27 protein-coding genes, 1 pseudogene and 1 other annotated feature are annotated in these 26,651 nt (G+C 57.0%); of the genes and pseudogenes, 7 read left to right on the top strand and 21 right to left on the bottom strand.

Annotated features, from left to right (window positions below; all coding sequences use genetic code 11):
• Window positions 1-409 precede the first annotated feature (409 nt).
• From J1G48_RS00220 to emrD, 4 genes and pseudogenes are all read left to right on the top strand, one after another.
• A pseudogene (locus J1G48_RS00220) lies at window positions 410-524 on the top strand (hypothetical protein).
• The gene (gene tisB, locus J1G48_RS00215) at window positions 521-610 is read left to right on the top strand and encodes a type I toxin-antitoxin system toxin TisB (protein WP_000117642.1); all 90 of its coding nucleotides are present in this window, start codon (window positions 521-523) and stop codon (window positions 608-610) included. Before J1G48_RS00220 ends, tisB begins: the two are co-directional and overlap by 4 nt.
• Window positions 611-702: 92 nt before the next feature.
• On the top strand, window positions 703-1,563 hold the full coding sequence (locus J1G48_RS00210) for a DMT family transporter (protein ID WP_001531658.1): 861 nt from the start codon (window positions 703-705) through the stop codon (window positions 1,561-1,563).
• Window positions 1,564-1,765: 202 nt separating this feature from the next.
• Entirely contained in the window at window positions 1,766-2,950 is a 1,185-nt protein-coding gene (gene emrD / locus J1G48_RS00205; RefSeq protein ID WP_000828735.1) for a multidrug efflux MFS transporter EmrD, read from the top strand.
• Here emrD and J1G48_RS00200 read toward each other — a convergent pair.
• Window positions 2,877-3,962: a cellulase family glycosylhydrolase gene (locus J1G48_RS00200; protein WP_000238925.1), complete on the bottom strand. Its 1,086-nt coding sequence runs from the start codon at window positions 3,960-3,962 to the stop codon at window positions 2,877-2,879. The two genes, emrD and J1G48_RS00200, sit on opposite strands and share 74 nt — an antisense overlap.
• 63 nt (window positions 3,963-4,025) lie before the next feature.
• The gene (gene dsdC / locus J1G48_RS00195; RefSeq protein WP_001541637.1) at window positions 4,026-4,949 is read right to left on the bottom strand and encodes a DNA-binding transcriptional regulator DsdC; all 924 of its coding nucleotides are present in this window, start codon (window positions 4,947-4,949) and stop codon (window positions 4,026-4,028) included.
• A 225-nt stretch (window positions 4,950-5,174) separates the two neighbouring features.
• Here dsdC and dsdX point away from each other — a divergent pair, with 225 nt between their 5' ends.
• Both dsdX and dsdA read left to right on the top strand, forming a co-directional pair.
• Entirely contained in the window at window positions 5,175-6,512 is a 1,338-nt protein-coding gene (dsdX, locus tag J1G48_RS00190; RefSeq protein WP_000543316.1) for a D-serine transporter DsdX, read from the top strand.
• A gap of 17 nt (window positions 6,513-6,529) precedes the next feature.
• Entirely contained in the window at window positions 6,530-7,852 is a 1,323-nt protein-coding gene (gene dsdA, locus J1G48_RS00185) for a D-serine ammonia-lyase (protein ID WP_000427986.1), read from the top strand.
• Between the two features lie 81 nt (window positions 7,853-7,933).
• Here dsdA and J1G48_RS00180 read toward each other — a convergent pair whose 3' ends face one another.
• The 6 genes from J1G48_RS00180 to ibpA all read right to left on the bottom strand — a co-directional run bounded on the left by J1G48_RS00180 (window position 7,934) and on the right by ibpA (window position 12,405).
• Entirely contained in the window at window positions 7,934-8,464 is a 531-nt protein-coding gene (locus tag J1G48_RS00180) for a radical SAM protein (RefSeq protein WP_000147832.1), read from the bottom strand.
• Window positions 8,461-8,823: a DUF202 domain-containing protein gene (locus tag J1G48_RS00175; RefSeq protein WP_001113452.1), complete on the bottom strand. Its 363-nt coding sequence runs from the start codon at window positions 8,821-8,823 to the stop codon at window positions 8,461-8,463. The genes J1G48_RS00180 and J1G48_RS00175 overlap by 4 nt, the downstream gene beginning before the upstream one ends.
• Window positions 8,813-9,160: a YidH family protein gene (locus tag J1G48_RS00170; RefSeq protein ID WP_000703964.1), complete on the bottom strand. Its 348-nt coding sequence runs from the start codon at window positions 9,158-9,160 to the stop codon at window positions 8,813-8,815. The genes J1G48_RS00175 and J1G48_RS00170 overlap by 11 nt, the downstream gene beginning before the upstream one ends.
• Window positions 9,161-9,603: 443 nt before the next feature.
• Window positions 9,604-11,265, bottom strand: a complete 1,662-nt coding sequence (locus tag J1G48_RS00165) for a putative transporter (RefSeq protein WP_001279787.1) — start codon at window positions 11,263-11,265, stop codon at window positions 9,604-9,606.
• Window positions 11,266-11,453: 188 nt separating this feature from the next.
• A complete protein-coding gene (ibpB, locus tag J1G48_RS00160; protein ID WP_001246919.1) occupies window positions 11,454-11,882 on the bottom strand; it encodes a small heat shock chaperone IbpB in 429 nt (142 codons plus the stop codon).
• Window positions 11,883-11,991: 109 nt separating this feature from the next.
• Complete coding sequence (ibpA, locus tag J1G48_RS00155; RefSeq protein WP_001532742.1) at window positions 11,992-12,405, bottom strand: small heat shock chaperone IbpA; 414 nt, start codon at window positions 12,403-12,405, stop codon at window positions 11,992-11,994.
• Window positions 12,399-12,472, bottom strand: a sequence feature (ROSE (Repression Of Heat Shock gene Expression) occurs in the 5'-region of heat shock genes and acts as an RNA thermometer to modulate expression.). (Overlaps the previous gene by 7 nt.)
• 242 nt (window positions 12,473-12,714) lie before the next feature.
• Between ibpA and J1G48_RS00150 the strand changes: the two genes are divergently transcribed.
• Entirely contained in the window at window positions 12,715-13,047 is a 333-nt protein-coding gene (locus J1G48_RS00150) for a YceK/YidQ family lipoprotein (protein WP_001675643.1), read from the top strand.
• 1 nt (window position 13,048) lies between these two features.
• Here the strand turns inward: J1G48_RS00150 and J1G48_RS00145 are convergent, their stop codons facing one another.
• The 13 genes from J1G48_RS00145 to torC form a co-directional block, all read right to left on the bottom strand.
• The gene (locus J1G48_RS00145) at window positions 13,049-14,275 is read right to left on the bottom strand and encodes a DUF3748 domain-containing protein (RefSeq protein ID WP_000809954.1); all 1,227 of its coding nucleotides are present in this window, start codon (window positions 14,273-14,275) and stop codon (window positions 13,049-13,051) included.
• A gap of 121 nt (window positions 14,276-14,396) precedes the next feature.
• Window positions 14,397-15,440 (bottom strand): cytochrome c-type biogenesis protein CcmH, encoded by a 1,044-nt coding sequence (locus J1G48_RS00140; protein WP_001238342.1) that lies wholly within the window; start codon window positions 15,438-15,440, stop codon window positions 14,397-14,399.
• Window positions 15,437-15,994, bottom strand: a complete 558-nt coding sequence (dsbE, locus tag J1G48_RS00135) for a thiol:disulfide interchange protein DsbE (RefSeq protein ID WP_000828305.1) — start codon at window positions 15,992-15,994, stop codon at window positions 15,437-15,439. The genes J1G48_RS00140 and dsbE overlap by 4 nt, the downstream gene beginning before the upstream one ends.
• Window positions 15,991-17,922, bottom strand: a complete 1,932-nt coding sequence (locus tag J1G48_RS00130) for a heme lyase CcmF/NrfE family subunit (RefSeq protein WP_000982507.1) — start codon at window positions 17,920-17,922, stop codon at window positions 15,991-15,993. The genes dsbE and J1G48_RS00130 overlap by 4 nt, the downstream gene beginning before the upstream one ends.
• Complete coding sequence (gene ccmE, locus J1G48_RS00125; RefSeq protein WP_001053610.1) at window positions 17,919-18,398, bottom strand: cytochrome c maturation protein CcmE; 480 nt, start codon at window positions 18,396-18,398, stop codon at window positions 17,919-17,921. The genes J1G48_RS00130 and ccmE overlap by 4 nt, the downstream gene beginning before the upstream one ends.
• Window positions 18,395-18,607, bottom strand: coding sequence for a heme exporter protein CcmD (gene ccmD, locus J1G48_RS00120; protein ID WP_000074113.1), 213 nt, complete (start codon window positions 18,605-18,607; stop codon window positions 18,395-18,397). Before ccmD ends, ccmE begins: the two co-directional genes overlap by 4 nt.
• On the bottom strand, window positions 18,604-19,341 hold the full coding sequence (locus J1G48_RS00115) for a heme ABC transporter permease (RefSeq protein WP_000266002.1): 738 nt from the start codon (window positions 19,339-19,341) through the stop codon (window positions 18,604-18,606). Before J1G48_RS00115 ends, ccmD begins: the two co-directional genes overlap by 4 nt.
• A 51-nt stretch (window positions 19,342-19,392) precedes the next feature.
• Window positions 19,393-20,052, bottom strand: coding sequence for a heme exporter protein CcmB (gene ccmB, locus J1G48_RS00110; RefSeq protein ID WP_000990039.1), 660 nt, complete (start codon window positions 20,050-20,052; stop codon window positions 19,393-19,395).
• Complete coding sequence (ccmA, locus tag J1G48_RS00105; RefSeq protein WP_000888535.1) at window positions 20,049-20,666, bottom strand: cytochrome c biogenesis heme-transporting ATPase CcmA; 618 nt, start codon at window positions 20,664-20,666, stop codon at window positions 20,049-20,051. The genes ccmB and ccmA overlap by 4 nt, the downstream gene beginning before the upstream one ends.
• Window positions 20,667-20,671: 5 nt before the next feature.
• The gene (locus J1G48_RS00100; RefSeq protein WP_000724474.1) at window positions 20,672-22,072 is read right to left on the bottom strand and encodes a cytochrome-c peroxidase; all 1,401 of its coding nucleotides are present in this window, start codon (window positions 22,070-22,072) and stop codon (window positions 20,672-20,674) included.
• A gap of 189 nt (window positions 22,073-22,261) precedes the next feature.
• Entirely contained in the window at window positions 22,262-22,894 is a 633-nt protein-coding gene (gene torD / locus J1G48_RS00095) for a molecular chaperone TorD (RefSeq protein ID WP_000595416.1), read from the bottom strand.
• Window positions 22,887-25,439, bottom strand: coding sequence for a trimethylamine-N-oxide reductase TorA (gene torA, locus J1G48_RS00090; RefSeq protein WP_000790657.1), 2,553 nt, complete (start codon window positions 25,437-25,439; stop codon window positions 22,887-22,889). The genes torD and torA overlap by 8 nt, the downstream gene beginning before the upstream one ends.
• Entirely contained in the window at window positions 25,429-26,613 is a 1,185-nt protein-coding gene (torC, locus tag J1G48_RS00085; protein ID WP_001230254.1) for a pentaheme c-type cytochrome TorC, read from the bottom strand. The genes torA and torC overlap by 11 nt, the downstream gene beginning before the upstream one ends.
• Window positions 26,614-26,651: the final 38 nt, after the last annotated feature.

Here is a 26,651-nt window from a genome sequence, read left to right as displayed (position 1 = left end):
CGAATTTACACGCTTTGAGTATAGGCGTAATAAGCGTAGCGCCCTCCGGTAATCGCCGGGATTGATGATTACGCGTTTCACAATGCCGGAAAACAAAAAACCTCGCCGAAGCGAGGTTCTTACAGCGTAATGCGGGTGGTAGCCGCGAAGCACACTGTGTTATGTCAACAGCAGAAGTATACGCGTTCTGTGCAGAACGCGCAATTTCGGCGCGAATTTTGATGAATTTGAGTATGGATCAGAAGCTCCGTTCTGTCTATAAATTACTGTTCATTTATACAGTACTTAACTATAATGTCTTTGACACAATGTGTTATGCGGGGGCCGCATCGTAAACCGGCGCAACGAAGTCCTGGCTGAAACGGGTGGTGCCGTCAGCGCCTTAACCCCCTCGTGAGCACACTGTGTTATGTCAACACGCACACTATTCCTCGCAAAAGGGATCGCGTGCGCAACAGCTGGCAACAGGCAGCGGAAAGGTACGTCGGCTGGCAGTGCTCCTTAACCACAGGAGACGCGTATGAGCGTAGTGGATATCACCATTCTTATCCTGAAACTCATTGTTGCAGCACTGCAACTGCTTGATGCTGTTCTGAAATACCTTAAGTAATTCAGATTCAAGCCGCACCGAAGGGGAGCGGGCAACCGCTCCCCTTTCACCTTATCCGCTGGTCTTTCGCTTCCCGGGTATGTTACGTTTTTATGACACCCTCAACGACGCCTGACGCTATGACCCTTTCCGTTTTCTGCATTTTGCTGTTCGCCGCGCTGCTACATGCCAGCTGGAACGCCATTGTCAAAGCGGGAAACGATAAGCTCTACGCCGCGATCGGCGTCAGCGGTTCCGCGGCGGTCATGGCATTGATCCTTTTGCCCTTCTCGCCGCAGCCAGCTCACGCCAGTATCCCTTTTTTAGCGGCCTCTACCGCGCTCCAGGTGGTGTATACCGTCCTGGTGGCGAAAACCTATCAGGTCTCGGACATGAGCCAGACCTATCCTCTTATGCGCGGCACCGCGCCGCTGCTGGTGGCACTCATTAGCGTTCTGTTTCTTGGCGACAGCCTGTCGTCGATGGCCTGGGTCGGCATCGCAGTGATCTGCATGGCGATACTTGGGATGGCCTGTAATGGCCGCGCCAGCTCTCAACGTGGTGTCGTGCTGGCATTAACTAACGCCTGTTTTATTGCCGGATATACGCTGGTGGACGGGACCGGCGTAAGACTCTCAGAAACGGCGCTGGGCTATACGCTATGGTCATTTTTTCTCAACGGCGCCTGCCTGTTAACCTGGGCGATGATTGCGCGGCGGCGGGAAGCGTCGCGTTATCTGGCGCAACAGTGGAAAAAAGGCATTTTTGGCGGGATTGGCACTATGGGATCTTATGGGCTGGCGCTATGGGCCATGACCCAGGCGCCGCTGGCGGTGGTCGCCGCGCTGCGTGAGACGTCGATTTTATTCGGCGCGCTGATAGCCTGGCTGTTGCTTAAAGAGAAAGTGGCCGGGCTACGTCTGGTGGCGGCAGGCGGGATTGCCCTCGGGGCGATTTTACTCCGTCTGTCATGATTGCCCAATAACAGCCACAGACGTAACACATTCTCGGCAACATTTGTTGCCGCTTTTGTTTACATATCCTGCCGTTCCTTCGTCTGCCATTGCTGGTTGCTGTCTGGCCTTCTTTTTCTGGTGTGATAGATTCCTCTCGCATTTATGGGAATGCGCAGCAAGTTATTCTTATTTTTTCTTTTTTTGAAAAGTAATCAGCGAAATGAAAAGGCAGAGAAACGTCAATTTGTTGTTGATGTTGGTGTTACTGGTGGCCGTAGGGCAGATGGCGCAAACCATTTATATTCCCGCCATCGCCGATATGGCACAAGCGCTAAACGTCCGGGAAGGCGCCGTCCAGAGCGTAATGGCTGCTTACCTCCTGACCTACGGCGTCTCGCAACTGTTTTACGGCCCGCTTTCCGACCGGGTTGGGCGCCGCCCCGTAATCCTCGTCGGCATGTCTATTTTTATGGTAGCGACCCTGTTCGCCATGACCACGCATAGTTTGACGGTGTTGATTGCCGCCAGCGCCATGCAAGGGATGGGAACCGGCGTTGGCGGAGTAATGGCGAGAACGCTCCCGCGCGATCTGTATGAAGGAACGCAACTTCGTCACGCCAATAGCCTGTTAAATATGGGGATTCTGGTCAGCCCGCTGTTAGCGCCGCTGATTGGCGGTCTGCTGGACACCCTGTGGAACTGGCGCGCGTGTTACGCTTTCCTGCTGGTGCTTTGCGCTGGCGTCACCTTCAGCATGGCGCGCTGGATGCCGGAAACCCGCCCCGCCGCCGCGCCGCGTACGCGGCTGATCGCCAGCTATAAAACGCTGTTTGGCAACGGCGCATTTAACTGTTACCTGCTGATGCTAATCGGCGGGCTGGCTGGCATTGCGGTCTTTGAAGCCTGTTCCGGCGTGCTGATGGGAGCAGTATTAGGTCTCAGCAGTATGGTGGTAAGCATTCTGTTTATTCTGCCGATTCCGGCGGCGTTCTTCGGCGCCTGGTTTGCCGGACGCCCGAATAAACGGTTCTCAGCCCTGATGTGGCAGTCAGTTATCTGCTGTCTGCTGGCAGGCCTTATGATGTGGATTCCCGGCTGGTTTGGCGTGATGAACGTCTGGACGCTACTCATCCCCGCTGCGCTGTTTTTCTTCGGCGCCGGGATGTTATTTCCACTGGCCACCAGCGGCGCGATGGAGCCGTTTCCGTTCCTCGCAGGCACCGCTGGCGCGCTGGTCGGCGGGCTGCAAAATATTGGTTCCGGCGTACTGGCGTGGCTTTCGGCAATGTTGCCGCAAAACGGTCAGGGCAGTCTGGGACTGTTGATGACCCTTATGGGATTGCTGATCCTGGCGTGCTGGCTGCCGCTGGCGTCACGGATATCGCATCAGGGACAGACGGTTTAACGTTCCCCTCGCCCGGCTTTTTGCCGGGCGTTTCACATTCCGGCGCGATCATCGCATTGAGCAGGGGCTCCTGCGCCGGACGCCACGCTCCTTCTTCGCCGTCATAAAACTGAGTATCCGCGTTTATCGCATACGGGATATGCGCTTTTTTCAGCTCGCAGGCCATAAAACGGGCAAACGCGAACTGTGAAGCGACCGGCGTCATTTTTATCGACTCTCCCGGCGCCCATCCGCCCACCCAGCTTGCATGGCCGGTCTTATGCTGCCAGCGAACCGCGGCATTAATCCGTGCCCGAATCGCCGCTTTTTCCGCCGCCGTGCCTGATGTCCACGGATATTTACCGCCGCTTTTCAGGGGGCCCCACGGGAAGATGTGCCACTCCGCCAGTACATAGTTCTGGCTTTGCGCCGGCAGTTTAAGCGCCGACAAATCCTCCGGCGCGGCGCGCATGCGGGGGGCAACGAAAATCATACGCTGTGGATCAATGGCGTGAATCAGGCGGATGGTTTTGTCATATACGCGATTCAGCGACGCCATATTATGATTAAGTTTGTCGGCAGGCTCATAAATGAGATCGAACCCCAGAAGCGGGGATGTCTGGCCAAAATAGCGCGCGACCACGCTCCACCAGTTGATCAGCTCCTTTTCATGGCTGGCGCTGGGATCGGTTTTATACGCATCCGCCTGATAGGCAATAATGGGTATGACGCCATAGTATTCGCAGGCTTCTACCAGCTTACGCAAATGGATGAGGCGCGCTTCCGTCGGCGCGCCTGCCACACGAATACGGACATGCGTTAACCCTTTTGCCTTAAAATCCCGCACGACCAACGGATCAAACTCACGAATACCCCGTTCCGTTCGCGCCCAGTCAACATCCATCCCAACGCCAAGCTGCTGCGCATAGCGCGCCGCCGTCAAAGGCATCGGTTTCGCATAGACGACCGCGCTGGTCAGCATGAGAGAGGCAATAAGCGGTTTAAACACGACGCCCCCTAAAATTTTTACCACGGTGATAGCAGGTATTTAGCATATTCACTCCCGGCAGGTGTAGCGACAAAGCGTAATAAATCTTCACACCTGTTCCTGCAACCAGCGAATAAATGCCTCGATTTTCGGCCACTGCCTGCCAGGCAGAGTGGTGACATAATAATGCTGATGACATTTCAGCCTCATGTCACCAAAAGGCGCAATCAGTTCGCCGCTGTCGAGACGCTTTTGCACCAGCCGTTTACGCCCCATCGCCACGCCAATGTGGTTCATCGCGGCAATCACCGCTAAATCAGAACGATCGAAGCCAATGCCGGATGAATCCGGCAAATTTACCGCAAAATGCTGCGCCCAACTGTGCCACTCATCGGTGCCAGAATCGTTACTCCACGCCTGTCTGTCGTGTAAGAGCGTACAGTGCCGCAGGTTATTCAGGTTGTCCTGCAAGGCGAAACGACGGGCGTAATCCGGGCTGCAAACGGGCAAAATCGCCTCATCCATTAAAAAATGGTGCGTGAGCTGCGCCGACGGCGCATCGTCAAAATAGATAGCCAGGTCAATGCCGGCACGCTGTAGGTTAACGTTATCGTTGCCGGTCAGCATAGTAAGAGAAATTGACGGATAGCGACGGGTAAAGTCCCCCAGCGCGGGCACCAGCCAGCACTGGGCGATAGAGGGACGGGAATACACGGTCAGCGTGCCGGACAGTTCCTGATTTTTGATATCGAGGATTTCCTGATTCAACGTATCCAGCGACGATTTCAGCGCCCAGAATACCCGTTTGCCTTCATGGGTAAGCTCCACTTTACGGTGAGAGCGGACAAATAGCTGGATTCCCAACTCGGCTTCCAGTTGATTGATACGATGGCTTACCGCACTGGGGCTTAACGACAGCTCATCTGCCGCCAGAGCAAAGGACTGGTGTCTGGCCGCGACTTCAAAAGTATAGAGTTTGGATAACTGCCAGCCGTTGAGTAAGCGGTTTCGGGTATCGCGAAGGGGTTCCATGGCAACCTCAGTCATCTTTTAATTTCCCGAAGTGTAAAAAAACACGCTGAAAAAATCCGCACATAGATGAAGCAAAATGAACCATATCGCAAAATAAAGGCAATATTAGATGGAAATCACATAGTTGATTCAATTTACATCATGTGAATGGCAAATTATATCGTTTGTCAGGGTGTGCTGTTTTTCTGTCCAATAAGAACAGATTAATCACAGGGTAGGTGAGATATGCACGCTCAAATCTGGGTAGTGAGCACGCTGCTGATCAGCATCGTGTTAATCGTATTGACCATCGTGAAGTTTAAATTCCACCCCTTCCTGGCGTTACTGCTCGCCAGTTTCTTTGTCGGCGCGATGATGGGCATGGGGCCGCTGGAGATGGTCACGGCGATAGAAAACGGAATAGGCGGTACGCTCGGTTTTCTGGCCGCCGTTATCGGTCTTGGCACCATCCTCGGCAAAATGATGGAGGTTTCCGGCGCGGCGGAACGCATCGGGCTTACGCTCCAGCGCTGCCGCTGGCTCTCTGCTGACGTGATCATGGTACTGGTGGGGCTGATTTGCGGTATCACGTTGTTCGTGGAAGTGGGCGTCGTGTTGCTCATCCCACTGGCGTTTTCTATCGCTAAAAAGACCCATACCTCGCTGCTGAAGCTGGCCATTCCGCTGTGTACCGCGCTGATGGCCGTCCATTGCGTGGTACCGCCGCATCCGGCTGCGCTGTTTGTCGCAAATAAACTGGGGGCGGATATCGGCTCGGTGATTGTCTACGGTCTGCTGGTCGGACTGATGGCCTCATTGGTCGGCGGCCCGCTGTTCTTAAAGTTTCTGGGTAATCGTCTGCCGTTCAAGCCCGTACCGACAGAGTTTGCGGATCTTGAAGTGCGCGCCGAAAACACCCTGCCGTCGCTGGGCGCAACGCTGTTTACCGTTCTGCTGCCGATTGGCCTGATGCTGGTGAAAACCGTCGCTGAACTGAATATGGCGAAAGACGGCACGTTGTATACGCTGCTGGAGTTTATCGGTAATCCGATCACCGCAATGTTTATCGCTGTCTTTGTGGCGTATTACATACTCGGTCTGCGCCAGCATATGGGTATGAACGCGCTACTTACCCACACCGAAAACGGCTTTGGCGCCATTGCGAACATCCTGCTGATTATCGGCGCGGGCGGCGCGTTCAACGCCATTCTCAAAAGTAGCGGGCTGGCGGACACGCTGGCGGTGATCCTCTCAAATATGCATATGCACCCGATTCTGCTGGCGTGGCTGGTAGCGCTGATTCTGCACGCGGCGGTCGGCTCTGCGACGGTGGCGATGATGGGCGCCACCGCGATTGTTGCGCCAATGCTGCCGCTCTATCCTGACGTCAGCCCGGAGATCATCGCTATTGCCATCGGTTCCGGCGCCATTGGCTGCACGATCGTGACCGATTCCCTGTTCTGGCTGGTCAAGCAGTATTGCGGCGCTACGCTGAATGAAACGTTTAAATACTATACGACGGCCACGTTTATCGCATCTGTCGTTGCACTGGCTGGCACATTCCTGCTTTCCTTTATCATCTGATCGTAAAGAGACGTACTATGGAAAACATACAAAAGCTCATCGCCCGGTATCCTTTGGTCGAGGATCTGGTCGCCCTCAAAGAAACCACCTGGTTTAACCCGGGCGCCACCTCTCTTGCACAAGGTCTACCGTATGTCGGCCTGACGGAGCAGGACGTAAACGCCGCCCATGACCGTCTGGCGCGCTTTGCGCCGTATCTGGCGAAAGCGTTTCCGCAAACCGCTGCCGCTGGCGGCATGATCGAATCTGACGTGGTCGCTATTCCGGCCATGCAAAAGCGGCTGGAAAAAGAGTATGGGCAAACGATCGACGGTGAAATGCTGTTAAAAAAAGACAGTCACCTGGCAATCTCTGGTTCCATTAAAGCGCGCGGCGGCATCTACGAGGTGCTAACGCACGCGGAAAAACTGGCGCTGGAGGCGGGTCTGTTAACCACCGACGATGACTATAGCGTGTTGCTTTCGCCGGAATTTAAACAATTCTTCAGCCAGTACAGTATCGCCGTCGGTTCAACCGGCAATCTGGGGCTATCGATCGGTATCATGAGCGCCTGCATCGGTTTTAAAGTGACGGTACATATGTCTGCCGACGCCCGCGCCTGGAAAAAAGCGAAGCTGCGTAGCCACGGCGTGACGGTCGTGGAATACGAAGATGATTACGGCGTGGCGGTTGAGCAGGGCCGTAAAGCAGCGCAATCCGATCCAAACTGTTTCTTTATCGATGATGAAAACTCTCGCACGCTATTTCTGGGCTATGCGGTAGCGGGTCAGCGTCTGAAAGCGCAATTCGCTCAACAGGGACGCGTCGTTGACGCCAGTCACCCACTGTTTGTTTATCTGCCGTGCGGCGTTGGCGGCGGCCCTGGCGGCGTCGCCTTTGGCCTGAAACTGGCGTTTGGCGACAACGTCCACTGTTTCTTTGCCGAACCGACCCATTCACCCTGCATGTTACTCGGCGTTTATACCGGTCTGCACGATGCCATCTCAGTACAAGATATCGGTATTGATAACCTGACGGCGGCTGACGGCCTGGCGGTAGGTCGCGCTTCGGGCTTTGTTGGGCGGGCAATGGAGCGTCTGCTTGACGGCCTTTATACCTTAGACGATCAAACAATGTATGACATGCTGGGCTGGCTGGCGCAGGAGGAAGGAATTCGACTGGAGCCATCAGCTCTGGCGGGGATGGCCGGACCACAGCGCATTTGCGCCGCCGCCGCGTATCAGCAAAGGCATGGATTCAGTCAGACGCAGCTCGGCAACGCGACGCATCTGGTATGGGCAACCGGGGGCGGCATGGTGCCGGAAGATGAAATGGAACAATACCTGGCAAAAGGACGCTAATACTCACTCAGTGCCGGAAAGACGGCAGCGCCATCCGGCACGCCATCGCCTGATGGCGCTACGCTTATCAGGCCTGTGACGTTAACGCAGCATCGCCATCAACTCCTCCGGCGAGCGATGCTGCTTCAGTAAATCCCGCATCACCCGCATATGCGGCGAGGAGTAGTTAAAAAAGGTCTGGTAGCCCTCGCAAAGCTGATTTTTCCCCTGGCTATCCCGATGCTCAGGGCATCCGCCGCCGCAAAATCGTAATAAAGAGCACTTCTGACATTCAGCGCTTAGCGGCACCTTGTCCGGCGCTTCAGCGCCATTCCTGCCGCCGCACCACTGCTGTAGCGTCTCATCAAAAAGGCGGACCGAGATACGCTGAATATCTTCACGTACCCAAATATCAAATACGCTATTTAAAAACCGCCCCCAGTCTGCTGAACACAATGAATCCTCGGTCAACATTCCGTTCCGGTCATGTTCCAACAATGGGATAAAATGGACATTGCGAATGCCGAGCCGTTGTAAGTTACGGTACAGTTGCTGAGGGCGCTGGCTATTCTGGCGATTTACGACGACCTGAATCTGGTCATCACTCACGACAATGTCCTGACGTCCTGTCATATAAAATTCCCGATAAATGCAATAAGTTGGCGAATATGGGTAACAGCAAACAGGATTGCGAGCGACAACACCGCGAGGGAGATCAAAAATTTGTCACGCATGACATGAGTTTCGGAAAAATCGCTATGCGCGACATCCATCAAATTACGACTCAGGGTATAACGCCAAAGAATCACCGCCACTATCGCCAGAACGCTGATTGACACCCAGAACAAGAACCCCGCCTGATGCCAGTGGTGCCTGACGGCTAACGCCATTAACGCCCCGTATCCCAGCAGCGTGCGAAACCAGGCCAGCGACGTACGCTCCGGTTGCAGTCCCGGATCGTTCTGCCGACGGGCTTTACGACTATCCGGCATACAGTACCAGCCCCATCACTATCACCGCGACAATCATCAAAATAACGCTGATGATCAACAGGCTATGGGTATAGGGCAAATCCTCTTTCAGGCGCATCGCTTTTTCATTACGTAACCAGCGTAGATAGCCATAAATCGCCAGGCCGCCCGCAAACAGACACAACAATAGCGCCAGCAGTTCACGGATCACCGGCGTGGCAAAATCCGGGGCGAGCTGATCAAGACCGACGCCTGCCGCCAGAAATCCCAGCGAGGTGCGAATCCACGCCAGAAAGGTGCGCTCATTTGCCAGTGAGAAGCGATAATCCGGCGCTTCTCCGAGGCGGGAAATCTTCATGACGACTCCTTTTACGTTCTTATGTATTCCCGTTCGTTTTCAGAATACCACTCACGTTGTTGCTGATATGCTTCACATTATCCCGCAGCAAGGGAATCTTATTGCAAAATAACTGTAGTTCACTGGTGACGCGTTTCGGCGCAACCGCGCTCATTCCCGCTATTTTTCATTTCAGTTGCGACCTTTTTCAACGCCACCGCCAGGAAAGGCATTATTGCCGAATTAAAAGCTGAAAAACCACCCGTCGCGACGAAAAAAAAGGCGATGAAGATTGATAACTAACTGAAAAAAATTGGAATTATGCTCGTTGCCATTACGCTGATTAGCGCGTTCATTGAGGAAGAAGATAAGAAGAAGAGCAGAAGTGTGGCCGGTGCAGCGCGCGTTATCCAGCCTGGATTTAACACAGTGCATAGGCCGGATAAGCAACGCGCCATCAGGCGCTAACCCATTCCCCAAAAAATCACCGCCAGCAGTTGTGGCGTGATAATACGCAGGAACATCACTAACGGATAGACGGTCGCGTAAGAGAGCGCCGCCGCGCCGCTGGTGGCATGAAGATTGTTGGCAAATGCCAGCGCTGGCGGATCGGTCATCGAACCGGCCAGCATCCCGCACAGCGTCAGGTAGTTCATTTTGGCAAAAATTCGCGCCAGCAAACCGACGGTAATCAGCGGAATAGCGGTGATGAAAATACCGTAGCCAATCCAGCTTAATCCTTCGCCCTGTGTCAGCGTATCGACAAAATCGCCGCCGGATTTCAGCCCAACGACCGCCAGAAACAAAACGATGCCTAATTCACGCAGCGCGAGGTTGGCGCTCGGCGGCATAAACCAGTACAGCTTACCGATGCTGCCGATACGCCCCAAAATTAGCGCCATGATCAGCGGCCCGCCAGCCAGCCCCAGTTTTAACGCGACCGGGAATCCCGGCACAAACAACGGGATTGACCCAAGCAGAACCCCTAATCCGATGCCGATAAACACCGGCAGCATCTGCACCTGCTGGAGTTTTTGCTGCGCGTTGCCGACCACATTGGCTACCGCATCAATCGAGGCTGGACGCCCCACCAGATTGAGAATGTCGCCAAACTGCAGGCTAGCGTCACTACTGGCGACCAGCTCAACGCCCGCGCGGTTAAGGCGGGAGATAACCACGTCATAACGCTCTTTAAAGTGCAAATCGCGGATACGTTTGCCGAGCACTTTTTCGTTGGTGACGACCACACGCTCGACGCGTAAATCCGTGCCACGCGTCGACAACGAGGTGTCCACTTCCTTACCGATCACCAGTTGCGCGTTATGCAGGTCGGTAGGTTGGCCGACGAGGTGCAGCAGGTCGCCTGCCTGGATAATCGTCCCCGGCGACGGCACCATCAGCGTGTCATCGCGTTTCAGGCGTGAGCAAATGATTTTATCGCTGTTCAGGATCGGCACATCCTGGATAGCCATATTATTGAGGTTCGGATTCTCGACACGGATATTCATTGTCTGAATTAATGAATGGCCGTTAGCGAGAGAGGATTCGTGCTTCTGCGCCTCCGCCTCGACGTTAACGCGAAAAATCAGCCGCATCAGCCACATGGTGAGCAAAATACCGCAGATGCCAAACGGATACGCCATCGCATAGCTCATCCCCATCTGATCTACCAGATCCACTGGCGTTCCCAGATCGCGCAGGATTTGCTGACCCGCCCCTAACGCAGGCGTATTGGTGACTGCGCCGGAGAAAATCCCCAGCACCACTGGCAGCGGAATAGCGAAAATTTTATGCAGAATCGCGGTGACCAACCCGCCCATAATCACAATCAGAACAGCAAACAGATTGAGACGCAGCCCGGAAACGCGCAGCGAGGCGAAAAACCCCGGCCCCACCTGTATGCCGATGGTATAAACAAAAAGGATCAGGCCGAATTCCTGGATAAAGTGCAGCATATCGCCGCTCAGCGTCACCCCAGCCTGATCGACGAAGTGGCCGACGATAATACCGCCGAACAGAACGCCGCCAATACCAAAGCCGACACCGCGCACTTTAATGTTGCCGATCCATAAACCGACAACCGCCACCAACGCCAGAACGCTGACCGTCAATGCGATATCACTCATCTTTTCTTCCCTGTGAGTAACATTTCAATTTATAGGGATTATGACTGAACCGTTAAGGCATATATACAGCATGGCGCACATTCTCATGTTACAAAACCGCCCAGACGTCCTGACTTCGGCAGCGTCTTACCCTTTTTCGTGGCACAAAAAAGCCCCGCCATCTCTGGCGGGGCAAGGCAAGGAGCTCATTAGCTATTTAATGCGGAGCGTTCGTTAATGGCGATACGCTGCGGCGCAATGGTTTCCGGCTCGTTACGGGTTAAATCAATATGCAGCAGGCCGTTGGTAAACGTCGCGCCGGAAACTTCCATATTCTCAGCCAGCGTAAAGCTCAGGCTAAAAGGCTGCATGACCAGGCCCTGATGTAACCATTTGGGCTCGTTTTCCGGCTGTTCCGGCGTACCTTTCACCGTCAGGCGCGTGCCTTCCAGTTGAATATCCAGATCTTCCTGACGGAAACCGGCTAACGCTAAGGTAATGCGATAATGGTTATCGTCGCTTTTTTCGATGTTATAGGGCGGGAAGCTCTGGCTTTCGCCGCTGTTTTGCAGCGCATTGGCCAGCTTGTCAAAACCGATCCATTGACGCAGCAGTGGGGATAAATCGTAGTTACGCATAATCATTTCTCCTTCTAAGAAGCGAGTTTTTACCTTCACACTTTACGTGCGAATATGCTCCCTGACGGCGAGCATGGGATGACAGGCCGCGCAACGCGACCCGACGGAATCAGTTAATTTCGATACGGCGCGGTTTGTTCGCTTCCGGAATCACGCGCTCCAGTTCGATATACAGCAGCCCGTTGACCAGGTTTGCGCCGCGAACGTGAATGTTCTCCGCTAACTGGAACTTACGTTCAAAGTTACGCTCGGCAATGCCCTGATACAGGTAAGTACGTTCTTTCTGCTCGTCCGCATGAGCGCCTTTTACCACCAGTAAATTATCCTGGGCAGTAATCTCCAGTTCGCTTTCCGCGAAACCGGCAACGGCAATGGCGATGCGGTAGTGGTTTTCGTCTACCAGCTCAACGTTGTACGGAGGGTAGCCGCCATTACTTTGGCTTTGGTTATTTTCAAGCAGGTTAAACAGACGGTCAAAACCAATGGCAGAACGGTACAGCGGGGATAAATCAAAGTTACGCATAATCATAAACTCCTGAAATCAGCGAGAATGTCAGACCTTCCATCATGGACAGGCCAGGATTGCCAGAACACCCATCAGGCGTGCCCTTCTATTCACTACGTCTTATAAATGGGTCTGAATACGTACTTTTCAAGTATTTTAATCCGACTTTTTTTTGCAGTTTATTGGCTATTGCATAGACTGGTTGGGACAGCACTGATTGTTAAAGTGCGATTACCGCCACAGTGCCACGTACTGGTGATGTTATTTTTAGCAACGGATCGCTATAACTCATCATGCAAATAACGACAACCAACAGATGAATGAGTGATGATAAAAAACGTGTGGTTAACGCTGATAATATGGAATGGGATGCTTTTATTAGGCGGTTGTTCAAGCGTCATGTCGCACACCGGCGGTAAAGAGGGTACTTATCCTGGCACGCGCGCCAGCGCTACGATGATCGGTAACGATGAGACAAACTGGGGCACCAAATCGTTGGCCATCCTGGATATGCCGTTTACCGCCGTGATGGATACGATCCTTCTGCCGTGGGACATCTTCCGCAAAGACAGTTCGGTAAGATCGCGCGTCGAGAAAAGCGAGGAGGAGACGAAAATGACCAATGCCGTCATCCCCCCGGCGAAGATGCCTCCTCCCTGATTTATCGCCCGGTTTCCGTCACCCATAGCTGACGGAACCCTTTCACCTCTTCCATCCATGCGACGTGTCGCCCATCCGGTGAAAAAACGACGGCGTCCGCAGACGGCGGGTTGTCGTGCCTGGCGGTTAAGAAGTCGATCTTCCCACTTTGTGCGTCGCAGCAGGCAATCCGATTTTCCAGCACCAGTCCCAGCCATTTACCCGACGGATGCCAGTTAAACGCTGACTGTACGCCGGTCGCATGATGCGTTAACTGCCGGGGCTCGCCTCCCTGCGGCGATATCAGCCACAGTTGCGCTACGCCGTTATCGTCCCGCATCAAAAAGGCGATCGCCGTCGCCTGCGGATTACTGCGAACCCAGTGGCGTGGTTCGTTAGTGAGTCCTGGATAAACACGCTGGTGAGTAAAGGTAAGACGCCGCTGAACTACGCCCAACGGCGGCGATGGCATCGTTGATTCGGTTCCCGTCAGCGGCGTGTCGCCTGCCTGTTTCCAGCCGTTTTCATGACACGGTAAATCGACAATAAACAGCTCCGGGACTTTTTTGCCCGTCAGCGACAGCGTATCGCCAATAAAGGCGATCTGGCGGTTGCCCACCCAGCCCTCTTCATAGGCGCGGTTAATGTCATCGCTGCCAGGTCTCGGCGCAGGCGTCGTGCGGCTAACCAGTACGCACCAGTAGCTACCGCTGTATTCGCGCGGATGCTGAACCGGCACCGTTACCGGCCCATACGGCGCGGCCACGCCGACATTACGCAGATCCAGCGCCGGATCGCGCTCATGCAGAACGTGGTCATTATAGGTAAAACTCACCAGCTCGCCGTTCGGGCTAAACACATGGACGTGACTGCCGCCGCGCAGCGCGCCGGGAGTATACGGCGCAGTAATATCCATCGCATCGAGGTTAGTCACACCCTCCGACGTTGCAATAACGCCCCGGCGGTGGTGAAAATCGTAATGCCACGTCTCATCAGGGTTTTCAGGGCCATGAATAAACACATAGTGGTTGTCGGCAGGATGCACCGTCACCACGCCGACATGCGCGCCCTGCACGGCGCGATAAATCACCTCCACGTCGCCGGTATGCACATTGACACGCTCAATAGTCTTGCCCGTAAATGACGCGCCTGAAGGCCGCACATCAAAGACCAGCCACTGGCTGTCAGGTGTCCAGGTATTGGTGTTGGTAAGCTGGTGATGGCGCGGCGTAAAGGTGATTTGTTTCATGGGATGTCCTGATAAGAGACGATGCTCGTCATCATACTGCACACGGGCTTCACTTTCAGGCTTTAGCGTATCGTTGGGATAGCCAGGCCCGATGGCGCCGCGCCACCGGGCCGTCAGGGTCTTATTTCTCCTGCGCCAGCCGGATACTGCGCTCTATCACCGCCCGCCGGGTATCGTCTGCCGGCAACAGTTTCAGCATCATCTCCCAGGCCGCCACCGCCTCGCCAAAGCGCCGCTGCTCAAAGGCGTTAAACGCATACAGGCTTAACACCCGGATATCCGTGTGGTCGCGGCTCACCAGCTGACGCAGCAGCTCCCCGCCGCGGCGGTTATCCTCCGGGTCGGACGAGCGCGTCAGCGCCTCCGCGTAGCCCAGCGCCGCATCGCTGTTTTTCGGGGCCAGACGGTAGGCGTTCGCATACGCCCCGGTGGCGGTACCGGCATTACCCAGTACCATACCGGTGCGCCCCAGCATGAGCCAGCCCTCAACATTGCCGGCATCATTCTGCAGGCGGGTGCGCAGCCCCAGCGCCAGCCGCGCCATCTCCTCTTCATTCAGCGGCTGCGCCGCCGGGTCCAGCGCCCGCGCCAGCAGCCCGGGCGTCTGCGCCGTTGCCTGCTGCCAGGCCCTGACCTGCTGATAGCTGCCGGTCAGGGCGTAGCTGCCGGCGCCGACCGCCAGCGCAATGACGGCCCCCGGCACGTAAACGCCCCACCCGGCGCGCGCGCCGCAAACCGGGGTGTCCGCCGGCAGCGGCTCCCGGCGCAGGCGCACCCGCCGGCGCGTGCGGGCAACGATTATCCACCCGCCCGCTACGATGGCGGCCAGCGGCAGCACCCACAGCAGCACCGTCAACGGGGTCAGCGGCGGGTCGTAGGTGACGAAGTTGCCGTAGCGCGCCACCATGTAATCGATGATTTCCTGGCGGCTCTTCCCCTCCTGCATCAGGTCATACACCCTGCGGCGCATGTCGGTGGCTATCATCGCGTTCGAGTCCGCAATGCTGTTGTTCTGGCATTTCGGGCAGCGCAGCTGCTCCGTGAGCTGGCGGAACTGCTGCTCCTGCGCTTCATCTTTAAACGGCATCACGTCGGTGGTCGCCCGCGCTGACCCGGAGATAACCAGCACCAGCATCAGCATCACCATGCCCGGTAACAGTCTCATTGCGCCGCCTCCCGGCTGTATCTGTCCCACAGCGGTTTCAGTTCACTCTCCCACACCCGGGCATTCAAATCGCCCGCATGGCGGTAGCGGATAATCCCCCTGCCGTCGATGAGGAAGGTTTCCGGCGCGCCGTACACGCCCAGGTCCAGCCCCAGCATCCCGTCGCTGTCCGATAAACTCAGCGCATACGGGTTGCCCAGTTCCTTTAACCAGGCCACCGCCTTCGCCCGGTCGTCCTTATAGTTCAGCCCGACCACCCGGATACCCTGCGCAGAAAGCTGGTTCAGGTACTGATGCTCGGCGCGGCAGGTCGGGCACCAGGTGGCCCAGACGTTAAGCAGCACCGGTTTCCCCTGCGTCAGCACCTCCGCCTCATAGTACTGACCCGGCGTCTCCAGCGATTCCAGGCGGAACGCCGGCACCGGCTTCCCGGTCAGCGCCGATTCGAGATTCGTCGGGTCATCCCCCTGCGCGTTGCGCGTCAGCTGCCACAGCAGCGCCGCGGCAATCAGCAGAAAAATCAGTAACGGTAATAACAGTACGTTGCGTTTCATCCGGCCTCCGGCAATGGTTTACGGCGGCGGTAGCGCGGGTCCACCAGGCACAGCAGCCCGCCCAGCGCCATCAGCAGCCCCCCGGCCCATATCCAGCGGACAAACGGTTTGTAGTACAGGCGCACGGCCCACGCGCCGTTGTCCAGCTCCTCCCCGAGCGCGGCGTACAGGTCGCGGGTCAGCCCGCCGTCAATCGCCGCCTCGGTCATCACCATCCGGCTGGTGTTGTAGAGCCGTTTCTCCGCGTGCAGCACCGCCTCCGGCTCGCCGTGGCGCGTCACCCCGATGAGGGCCACCCCGCCGCGGTAGTTGGGCCCGGTGATGTCCCGCACCTCCCGGAAGGTGAAGCGGTAGTCGTGAATGGTCACGCTGTCGCCCGCCCGCATCCGCACGTCACGCTCCACGCTGTAATTCTGGCTGAAGGCGATGCCGGTAATCGTCACCGCCAGCCCGAGGTGCGCCGCCACCATTCCCCAGTAGCTGAGAGAGGTTTTCGTGCCGCGGGACACGCGCTGTACGGCTTCGGCCACCGCCAGCACCGCAATCCAGCAGGCCATCGCCATCCCCACCGCCGTCATGGCGATGATTTTATCTTCCAGCAGCCACGGCAAAAGTACCGACAGCACCAGGGTAGTGACAACGGCAGCCCACAGCAGTTTCCTGATGTTACGTGGCCGGTCCCGGCCCCAGCGCACCAGCGGCCCCACCCCCAGCAGCAGGGCAAAGGGGACCATCAGCCAGGTGAACATGGTGTTAAAGAACGGCTCCCCCACCGAAATGCTGCCCAGCCCCAGCTGTTTGTGCACCAGCGGCAGCAGGGTACCCAGCAGCACCACCAGCATGGCGGCCATCAGCAGGACGTTGTTGCCGAGCAGCAGCGACTCGCGCGACCACAGCGCGTTGTTCACCCGCGAACGCACCCTGTGCCCGCGCACGGCGAACAGCAGCAGCGAGCCGCCGGTGACCAGCACCATAAAGGCGAGGATAAACATTCCGCGCGCCGGGTCGGAGGCGAAGGCGTGCACCGACACCAGCACCCCGGAGCGCACCAGGAAGGTGCCCAGCAGGCACAGCGAGAAGGCGCAGATGGACAGCAGCAGCGTCCACGCCTTAAAGCCGGCGCGCTGTTCGGTGACCGCCAGCGAGTGCAGCAGGGCGGTGCCCGCCAGCCACGGCATAAAGGAGGCGTTCTCCACCGGGTCCCAGAACCACCAGCCGCCCCAGCCCAGCTCGTAGTAGGCCCACGCCGAGCCGAGCACGATGCCCAGCGTCAGGAACACCCACGCCGCCAGCGTCCACGGGCGGGCAAAACGGGTGAACGCGCTGTCCAGACGCCCGCTCAGCAGCGCGGCGATGGCGAAGGCGAAGGCCACCGAGAAGCCGACATAGCCCATGTACAGCAGCGGCGGGTGGAAAATCAGCCCCGGGTCCTGCAGCAGCGGGTTCAGGTCGCGCCCCTCCACCGGAAAGGCCGGCAGCGTGCGGGCGAACGGGCCGGAGGTGAACAGGATGAACGCCAGAAAACCGGCGCAGACCATCCCCATCACCGCCAGCACCCGGGCGACGATATCCGCCGGCACCGGCCGGCTGAACACCGCCACCGCCAGGGTCCAGCCGCTCATCAGCAGCACCCACAGCAGCAGCGAGCCCTCGTGCGCCCCCCAGGTGGCGGCCACCCGGTACCACACCGGCAGCTGCGTGTTCGAGTTGCCGGCGACATAGGCCACGGTGAAGTCGTTAACCACAAAGGCGTGCACCAGCACGAAAAACGCGCCCGCCACGCAGATGAACAGCAGCCAGGCGAACACCCCGGCCGACGCCATCATCCGCGCGTCGCCGCGCGCCACGCCCCACAGCGGGTAAACGGACAGCAGCAGCGCCACGCCGAGCGCCAGGCACAGCAGCGCGTGGCCGTATTCAGGCATCATGATGAGGTGTCCTTATCAGCGCGTTGCGGGCGGCGGTGGTTTTCCTGCATCGCCTTTTCCACTTCCGGCGGGGTGTAGTTCTCGTCATGCTTGGCCAGCACCTCCTGCGCCAGGACGTGGCTGCCCTTCTCCAGGGTGCCCTGCACCACCACCCCCTGTCCCTCGCGGAACAGGTCCGGCAGTATCCCCTCATAGCTCACCGTCACCGACCCTTCGGCGTCGTAGAGGCTGAAGTTCACCTTCAGCGAGTCCGGGTCGCGCCTGACGCTGCCGGGCATCACCATCCCGCCGACGCGCAGGCGCTGGCCCACCGCCGGCAGCTGCTGCGTCTCGCGCTTGCCGTAGAGGATTTCGCCGGGGGTATAGAACAGGTCGATATTCGCGCGCAGCGCGTACAGGACCAGGGCGGTGGTCAGCGCCAGGCCCGCCAGCACCGCGCAGACCACCCATAGCCGGTTTTTACGTCGCAGGTTCACGCGGCCTCCTGTTGCGCCTGTGCGGCACGCATCCGCGCCTCGCGCGCCCGCTGCTGCGCCACGCCGCGCAGAATGGCCCGGCGCTGCAGCACCGTGTGCAGCGCCAGCAGCACCAGCGGCGCCACGGTCATCGCCACCGCCAGCCAGACAAAAAAGGCGTACCCGCCCATGGCGAAAAAATCGCTCCACGATGAAAATGCCGGACTCACCGGTGCCCCCTTTTCAGTATCAGTTCGCTCACCCACGGGCGGCGTTTTTCCATCAGTAAAATCAGGTTGCGCATCCGCATCAGCGCCAGCGTCATAAAGAGCAGCAGGAAGCCGGCGATGGCCCAGCGCAGCGGCGAGCGCATCGCCGGGTCGATACTCTGCTGCATCCGCGTCGAGCCCTGGTGCAGGGTGTTCCACCACTCGACGGAATAGTGGATAACCGGCAGGTTCACCACGCCGACCAGCACCAGAATGCCCGCCGCGCGCCCGGCCATTTTACGGTCGTCAAAGGCGTGCCACAGGGCGATGACCCCGGCGTAGAGAAACAGCAGCACCAGCTCCGAGGTCAGGCGCGCGTCCCACACCCACCAGGTGCCCCACATCGGTTTGCCCCACGCCGCGCCGGTGACCAGCGCGATGAAGGTGTACACCGCCCCCACCGGCGCCATCGCCGCGACGGCAAGGCTGGCCATTTTCATCTGCCAGACCAGCCCGGTGAACGCCGCCACCGCCATCGCCGCATAGATACCCATCGACCAGATGGCCGCCGGGACATGCAGGTACATAATGCGGTAGCTCTCCCCCTGCTGGTAGTCCGCCGGGGCGAAACCAAAGCCCCGGACCCAGCCGGTGGCCAGCGCGATGATGCCGGCTGCCGCCAGCCACGGCACGAGCCTGCCGCAAATCTGATACAGCCGGGGCGGCGCCGCCAGCTGATGAAGGGTTTTCCACATCGTTGTCACCTGACCTCCTGAAACCAGTAAAATGTCCGTCGCGCCGGGGCGCTACTGCACGCTGAGGCGCAGCGCCGCCGCGGTGGCGAACGGGCTTAACGTCGCGCTGCCCGCCAGCAGCGCCCCCAGCACCGCCAGATAGCCGTCAACGGGTAAATGCATCGATGCCGCGTCCATCGCCGCGGTGGCGAAAATCAGCACCGGGACACTCAGCGGCAGCACCAGAATGCCCAGCAGGACGCCGCCGCGCCGCAGGCCGGCCGTCAGCGCGACGCCCGGCGCGGCGAGAAACCCCAGCGCCGGCGTGCCGAGCAGCAGCGTCAGCGCCATGATTTTCCAGCCGTACACGTCCATCCCCAGCAGCAGCGCCACCAGCGGGGAGAGCATCATCAGCGGCAGGCCGGTCACCGCCCAGTGGGCCAGCACCTTCGCCAGCACCACCGCCGGCAGCGGCACCGGCAGCAGCATCAGCTGCTCCAGGCTGCCGTCCTGCAGGTCGTCGCGAAACAGCCGCTCCAGCGCCAGCAGCGAGGCCAGCAGCGCCGCCACCTGGATGATGCCCGGCGCGATACGCGCCAGCAGCTGCGGCTGCGGCCCGACGCTTAACGGAAACAGGGTGATGACCATCAGGAAGAACCACAGCGGGCCGGCGATGTCCGCGCCGTGGCGGAACGCCACGCGCAGCTCGAGACAGAAGACACGCCACATCACAGCCCGGCCCCCCCGCCGGTCAGCGCCAGGCGGCGGACGGTGTCCGCGGCCCCCGGCAGCGGCTGGTGGGTGGTGAGAATGACCATCCCGCCCTGCGCCGTGTGCGCCGCCATCCGCCGGGTGAGGCGCGCCACGCCGTTAACGTCAATGGCGGTGAACGGCTCGTCGAGCACCCACAGCGCGGCGCGGGTCAGCCACAGGCGGGCCAGCGCCACCCGGCGCTGCTGCCCGGCCGAGAGCTGAGCGACCGGCACGTCCTCAAATCCCGCCAGCCCGGCCTGCGCCAGCGCCTCCGGGAGACGCGCGCCGTCGCCGGGGTGGAAAAAGTGCAGGTTCTCCCGCGCCGTCAGGCGGGATTTAATCCCCGGCTGGTGCCCTATCCACAGCAGGCTGCGATGGAAGCTGTCGCGCACGCGGCGCAGGGGCTCGCCCTGCCAGTACACCTCCCCGCCGTCCGGGCGCGCCAGCCCGGTCAGCAGGCGCAGCAGGGTGGTTTTTCCGGCGCCGTTGCCGCCGGTGACCTGCACCCACTCCCCGGCCTCCACGGTGAACGACAGCCCGCGAAACAGCGTCCTCTCGTCCCGCTCGCAGTACAGATCTCTGGCTTCAAGCATCATTGTCATTGCGCATATTCAGGTTGATATGGCGTATAAACACCGGTCAGGCTTTCCAGGAAGGCGACGATATCGTCAATATCGTTTTGCGGCAGATCGGTGCCAACCTGATAACGCAGCATCAGTTTTACCGCGCCATCCAGCGTCGGTACGTCGCCCCGATGGAAATAAGGCGCTGTTAACGCGACGTTGCGTAAGCCCGGGACTTTTTGCCGTAATTTATCGCGAACCTCTTTGGTGACGTTCATACGACCAATATCCGCTGCGGTAATTTCGCCAAAATTAAAGTCTCGCTTTAATCCCAATGGTTCAAAAGAGCGCCCGCCTAAAATGATACCGCCGTGACAGGTTGCACATTTATTCTCTTTAAATAATTGATAACCGTGTTTCTGTTGCGCGGTCAGCGCATTTTCATCTCCACGTAGCCATTTATCAAAGGCGGAATCCGGCGTTATCAACGTTTTTTCAAATTCGGCGATCGCATCAGTAATATTTTCCCCGGTAAATCCTTGCGGATAAACCGCCTGGAAATCTTTTTTCAGGGCAGGATCTTTATCAAGCTTGCTAATAATTTCATCCCAGGATTTAGAGGCCATTTCAATAGGATTTAACGGTGGTCCGCCTGCTTGCTCCTGCAGGGTTGCAGCACGACCATCCCAAAATTGTTCGATATTAAATACGGAGTTGAATACCGTCGGCGCATTTATTGGTCCTACCGCGCCGCCAACGCCAATTGAGGTTTTTCTGCCATCGACACCGCCCGCATTTAACGCGTGACAATGCGCACAGGATATTGTGCTGTCGCCGGATAAACGTTCATCATGATAAAGACGGAAACCTAAGTCGACTTTTTTCGCATCGACGGGAATATTGCGCGGAATAGGCTGAACGGGTTCATTCCGGTGCGCGGGGTCGGTATCGGCGCTGGCATAGTTGCGCTCACGCTGATCGGCTATCCAGTTCAGGATGTCAGTACGCTCTTTATCGCTGACGCCCCCCGCCCAGTGCAGCGCGACATAGCGGGTTGGCGGCATAGTCTGATGTTGCATAACCCATTCAATTTTATTCAGTTCGCTTTGCGGCACCGGCGTATCCGCAATCAGGGCGGCCCGTACCGCCTCCAGGTTAAACGACTTGTAACCGAGCTGGATATCGTAATCCATTAACTGCTTTGCCACCGGAAAAGAGGAATAAAAAGGCAATTCAGCGGAAGGCGTATGACAATAATCACATCCTTTCTCCCTGAAATAACCCAGTATTTTATTATTTTCACCCACAACCGAGGCCTGCACATCGCTTTTTTTACTGCGCTGTTTGTCGTAATACCATACATACCCGGACAAACCTAAATAACATAACAGCCCAACGGTGATAACCGTTGTCGCATAGAGGGTAATTTTTTTCATATCACTATCCTTATGGGGTATTGCGGCATGATTAATTAAATTTTATTTTTTTACTCATGAGGCCCGTCAATACTAAATACAAACCCATCATGGATATTGATTGGTATCAATAATTACAATTGGCTAAACCTATAGATATGATAACCCCCGACTATCGTAAGATTTATTTTGCGATGCCCGTCACAGGGTTTATTCAACCGCAACAATGGATAAATCCTCTTTTCCGTCATCAAAACGAACGATAGCCAACAATAATTGACTTAACGCAGCATAAAAACCATAGGGATCATGCTTAAGGCAATTATTTGTAAATTCCGGAAGCCACTCCAGTAATGACGACAATGTTTTCTGGCGTAATTTATTCATTCTCCGTTGTTGGAACGATTCACCCAATGAAAAATGTAAATGGCTGAGTAATTCCAGATAAATCGCCAGGTGGTCGGCCGGCTCTTTAAAATCGTCGTTGACTTCCATCCCGGCTTCAAGCAATAAATGTTTAATCATGCCGGGTTCCTGCTGCGGGTATTGCGAGGCGTAGGGCAAGGCCGATTTTTTATCCGTCATCAGGAACAATCCGCAAAAATCCGCTGCCAGCTCCAGCTGCGCATCCTGACGCAGGCTAAGCGCGGCAATTTTTTGTTCGAGTAACGCCACCGACGCCGCCAGCGCTGGCTGACGCTTTAACAGCGCCAGCCAGTCCGCGATTTCCGCGGACTGTAATTGTATTAACCCTTCATCATCCACTTCCCGGAAAAAGAGTAACGCCAGCCATGCATATACGCAGGCGTACTGTTCCTGAGCAAGCGCTGGCTGCTTAATCATGCGGATTCCCCTGCGATGCGGGTACATATTCACACTGCGCGACCATCTCGACCGGACCGTTAAACGCTGTGACGTTATCCATAGGGCCGGTATATTTTTCAATTTCCACCAGCGTCGTATGCGCGCTGGTCGCCTGCGCGAGCTGTGATGTACCGATATCCAGCGTTAATACGTTAGGGTTGCCGTACTTACATAACGCGTTGAGATCGCCGCCTTTATCAGGATCGTACCAGGCGCCTTCATGAATTCGCGCCACGCCCGGCGCATAGCGATCGGAAACTACCGCTCCCGCCAGTACCTGCCCGCGTGCATTGAATACCCGCACGATGTCACCGTTGCGGATCCCGCGCGCGCTGGCATCCTGTGGGTTAATAAAGACCGGCTCCTTGCCGCCAACGGCATATTGCTGACGCAGCGTTTCCGACTCGCACAGTTGGGAATGCAGACGGAAATCAGGGTGGACGGACTGTAAGTGCAGCGGCCAGCGCTGCGATCCCGGCCCGCCATGCGAGCGTTCGATTTTTTCGAACCACATGGGATGGCCCTGACAATCGTCGTATTGCATGTCGGCGATCGTTTTGGAGTAAATCTCGATCAAACCGCTTGGCGTGCCCAACGGCTCCAGGTCCGGATCTTCACGGAAAGCCTGATGGCGCACAAACATCTGCGGATGATCAAACTCGATGTACTCCTGTTGATTCCAGAACACCTCGAAAGTCGGTAAGTGGATACCGCGACCTTTTCCCTGCTGGCTCCCTTCCTGCCAGATGCGTTTCAGCCAGCCCATTTCATCAAGACCTTCCGTGAATGCCGCTTCACGGTTAAAGCGTCGGCAGAGATCGCGGAAAATATCAAAGTCGTTACGCGCTTCAAACTGCGGCGACACCACCTGTTTCATGGCGATAATGCCGCGGTTAGAGTGGTTGCCGAACTGATCGAGGTCGTTACGCTCAAATTGGGTGGTAGCCGGCAAAACGATATCCGCAAAGCGGCAGGTCGACGTCCACTGGTTATCAATAGCGATGACCGTTTCCAGCTTGCGCCAGCCTTCAATTATGCGGTTAATTTGTTGGTGTCGGTGGAACGGGTTGGTTCCGGCGAACACGCACATCTTCAGCGGCGGTAATTTAACCGATTTGCCGTTCCAGTTAATGTCCTTGCCCGGTTCAAGGATGGCATCCATAAAACGCGCAATAGGAATGGTGCTGCTGTAGCCTTTGTAATCCGTGCTGTCGTGCACTGGCGGAACGGTCGTCGAACCGGAAAAGCCGCTTAAAATGATCCCTTTACGGCCAGGCGTCCCGGCGCCGTTGTAGTGCCAGCCAAAACCAAAGCCGCCGCCCGGTAAACCAATCTGTCCCAGCATTGCCGCCAGCACGACGACCATCCATGACCACTGTTCGCCATGCTGCATACGTTGTACGCACCAGCCAGCGATGATTTGCGTTCTGTCGCCCGCCATCTGCCGCGCCAACGCGCGGATGGTGTCGGCGTCAATACCGCACAGTTTTTCCGCCCAGGCGGCATCTTTGGGCTGTCCATCTTTCTCGCCCAGCAAATAGGGGAGGAACTGGTCAAAACCGACGCAGTAGTTATCGAGGAAATTTTTATCGTACAGTTTCTCGCTGTACAGGGTATGCGCCAGCGCCAGTTGTAACGGGACATCCGTCTGCGGGTTAATGGCGATATGTTTGACCTTATCGCGCCCCAGATAATCGTGCGTGGAGGTGACGACCGGGTCGATGCTGATGACCGAGATAGCGCCGCTGGCAACCTTCTCTTTTAATTGTTCATAGTACTGATAGACATCGTGATCCGGGCACCACCAGTTTGCCTGCTGGTTTTTCACCATATCAGAACCCCATAGCACAATCGTTTTACTGTTCTGTAAAACCAGAGGCCATGACGTTTGCTGCTCGTACACTTCCATTGAACCCACCACGCGCGGCAAAATCACCTGCGCCGCGCCGGTCGAATAGTCCCCTCCCGTGCTGACGCTATTGCCATGTAGCGCAATCGCGCGCGCCAGCATCCCGGAGGCGTTATGGAACATGCCGGTAGATTGCCAGCCGCTCGCCGTCAGTAACGCGCTCGGCCCGTAGGTTTTTTGCACCCGCTCCAGTTCCTGATAGAACAGATCCAGCGCTTCATCCCAGGAGACGCGCACAAAACGATTATCGCCGCGCTGCGAGGTGTCGCTTTGATGACCTTTGCGCATCCAGTCGACGCGCACCATCGGATAGCGAATACGCGCCGCGTTGTGGACGTGATCGGGCAGGCCGGCGATCATTTTGGACGGGTATTTATCCTGTTCAAACGGTTTTGCCGCCACAAATCGACCGTCAACCACCGTGGCGCGAATCGCCCCCCAGTGAGAGCCGGTAAGGATACCCTCTTTCGTCGCGGCGCCTGGCGCAACGGCATCCGCCGCGTGGGCGCTACGGGGCGTCAGCAGTGACGGCCCCAGCATTCCTGCCACCGTCAAACCGCCAAGCTGCGCCAGAAAACGTCGACGAGAGACGTGTAACGGGTCCTTATTTTTCATTGTGTTCTCCCTTATCGCTGTGCGGCGTGTTGGTGGTATCAGACGCATTCATCTGGAGATATTTCAACAAGGTACGTTCTTCACGCTTATCCAGACTGGTGAAACCGATCATGCCGTTGAGCGTGCCGATCCAGCCGTTAGCGTCAAAGTGCGCTTTGTCCGGCGCGCCGTGACACTGATTACAGGTGCCGTTATAGAGGGAGTCGGCATAGGCCCAAATCGGTTTAATGTCATTTACCATGTCGCCTTTTTGCATCCACGCGGTTGCCTGTAATTTGCTCCACTGAGTATTAGTCGCCGCGACAGTGGTCTCTTCCAGCGTTTTCACATGCTGTTGCACATCGCCGCGAATCGAGGCGACAAAAATACGTTTACCGGGCAGCTGCGTCAGCACGCGCTGGCGACCGTCCGTCTCCGTCCAGCCTTCGATTTGCACTTGCAGCCAGTCACCGTCCCGTTTAAGGACTTTCACTTCAGAAGCAGGTAACAGCGAACCTGCCGGTTCTTTATCGCCTTTAGCGGCGTAAATCGGCTTGATATCCAGCGAATAGAGCGTATCGCCGTCATTATGCGTACTGGCGCTGGCGCGCAGTTCATCAAACTGTTTGCGAAAACCGCTGCTCATATCCGGTAGCTGGTGGGCAATCCCTTTATGGCAGTCGATGCAGGATTGATTTTCTTTCGCGGCGATTTTCATTTGCCGCGCCGCTTCCGGGTTCTGTTTCGCGTGATCCATCGCATCGTAGTTATGGCAGGAACGACAGGTCGCGGAGTTATTCTCTTTCATGCGCGCCCATTCACGCTCGGCAAGCTCGGCGCGTTTGGCTTCAAATTTTTCCGGGGTATCAATCGAGTGGGCGATAAATGTCTGGTAAAGATCGTTGCTGGCTTCCAGCTTACGTTTCACCATGCCTGGAATATCAGGGGGGATATGGCAATCGTGGCATTCCGCGCGTACGCCGGAAGCGTTCTGGAAATGTACGGACTGTTTATATTCCTGATACACCGGCTGCATACTATGGCAGCTGACGCAAAACTCTGTCGTACTGGTCAGTTTGATACCGACGTGAGGTAACACGATCAGCGCAACGCCGATCACAATCCCGACAATGACCAGCGCCAGTATCGACCAACGGGCGCTTGGCCTGAGTAGCGCTCTCCAGAGTTTTCGCATAATAGCCCCTGTAATTATATGGTTTAATGCGCAGATCT

The organism is Salmonella sp. SAL-020 (assembly GCF_017372215.1).
Lineage (GTDB): Bacteria > Pseudomonadota > Gammaproteobacteria > Enterobacterales > Enterobacteriaceae > Salmonella > Salmonella enterica.
Note: the sequence above shows the minus strand (reverse complement) of the source record. Positions and strands in the feature narration are given on the sequence as shown.

What these genes read in the sequence shown, in the direction of transcription:
- tisB (WP_000117642.1), top strand. Translation starts at nt 521, where the DNA reads ATGAGCGTAGTGGATATCACCATTCTTATCCTGAAACTCATTGTTGCA.
- J1G48_RS00210 (WP_001531658.1), top strand. Translation starts at nt 703, where the DNA reads ATGACACCCTCAACGACGCCTGACGCTATGACCCTTTCCGTTTTCTGC.
- emrD (WP_000828735.1), top strand. Translation starts at nt 1,766, where the DNA reads ATGAAAAGGCAGAGAAACGTCAATTTGTTGTTGATGTTGGTGTTACTG.
- dsdC (WP_001541637.1), bottom strand. Translation starts at nt 4,949, where the DNA reads ATGGAACCCCTTCGCGATACCCGAAACCGCTTACTCAACGGCTGGCAG.
- dsdX (WP_000543316.1), top strand. Translation starts at nt 5,175, where the DNA reads ATGCACGCTCAAATCTGGGTAGTGAGCACGCTGCTGATCAGCATCGTG.
- dsdA (WP_000427986.1), top strand. Translation starts at nt 6,530, where the DNA reads ATGGAAAACATACAAAAGCTCATCGCCCGGTATCCTTTGGTCGAGGAT.
- J1G48_RS00180 (WP_000147832.1), bottom strand. Translation starts at nt 8,464, where the DNA reads ATGACAGGACGTCAGGACATTGTCGTGAGTGATGACCAGATTCAGGTC.
- J1G48_RS00175 (WP_001113452.1), bottom strand. Translation starts at nt 8,823, where the DNA reads ATGCCGGATAGTCGTAAAGCCCGTCGGCAGAACGATCCGGGACTGCAA.
- J1G48_RS00170 (WP_000703964.1), bottom strand. Translation starts at nt 9,160, where the DNA reads ATGAAGATTTCCCGCCTCGGAGAAGCGCCGGATTATCGCTTCTCACTG.
- J1G48_RS00165 (WP_001279787.1), bottom strand. Translation starts at nt 11,265, where the DNA reads ATGAGTGATATCGCATTGACGGTCAGCGTTCTGGCGTTGGTGGCGGTT.
- ibpB (WP_001246919.1), bottom strand. Translation starts at nt 11,882, where the DNA reads ATGCGTAACTACGATTTATCCCCACTGCTGCGTCAATGGATCGGTTTT.
- ibpA (WP_001532742.1), bottom strand. Translation starts at nt 12,405, where the DNA reads ATGCGTAACTTTGATTTATCCCCGCTGTACCGTTCTGCCATTGGTTTT.
- J1G48_RS00150 (WP_001675643.1), top strand. Translation starts at nt 12,715, where the DNA reads ATGATAAAAAACGTGTGGTTAACGCTGATAATATGGAATGGGATGCTT.
- J1G48_RS00145 (WP_000809954.1), bottom strand. Translation starts at nt 14,275, where the DNA reads ATGAAACAAATCACCTTTACGCCGCGCCATCACCAGCTTACCAACACC.
- J1G48_RS00140 (WP_001238342.1), bottom strand. Translation starts at nt 15,440, where the DNA reads ATGAGACTGTTACCGGGCATGGTGATGCTGATGCTGGTGCTGGTTATC.
- dsbE (WP_000828305.1), bottom strand. Translation starts at nt 15,994, where the DNA reads ATGAAACGCAACGTACTGTTATTACCGTTACTGATTTTTCTGCTGATT.
- J1G48_RS00130 (WP_000982507.1), bottom strand. Translation starts at nt 17,922, where the DNA reads ATGATGCCTGAATACGGCCACGCGCTGCTGTGCCTGGCGCTCGGCGTG.
- J1G48_RS00115 (WP_000266002.1), bottom strand. Translation starts at nt 19,341, where the DNA reads ATGTGGAAAACCCTTCATCAGCTGGCGGCGCCGCCCCGGCTGTATCAG.
- ccmA (WP_000888535.1), bottom strand. Translation starts at nt 20,666, where the DNA reads ATGCTTGAAGCCAGAGATCTGTACTGCGAGCGGGACGAGAGGACGCTG.
- J1G48_RS00100 (WP_000724474.1), bottom strand. Translation starts at nt 22,072, where the DNA reads ATGAAAAAAATTACCCTCTATGCGACAACGGTTATCACCGTTGGGCTG.
- torD (WP_000595416.1), bottom strand. Translation starts at nt 22,894, where the DNA reads ATGATTAAGCAGCCAGCGCTTGCTCAGGAACAGTACGCCTGCGTATAT.
- torA (WP_000790657.1), bottom strand. Translation starts at nt 25,439, where the DNA reads ATGAAAAATAAGGACCCGTTACACGTCTCTCGTCGACGTTTTCTGGCG.
- torC (WP_001230254.1), bottom strand. Translation starts at nt 26,613, where the DNA reads ATGCGAAAACTCTGGAGAGCGCTACTCAGGCCAAGCGCCCGTTGGTCG.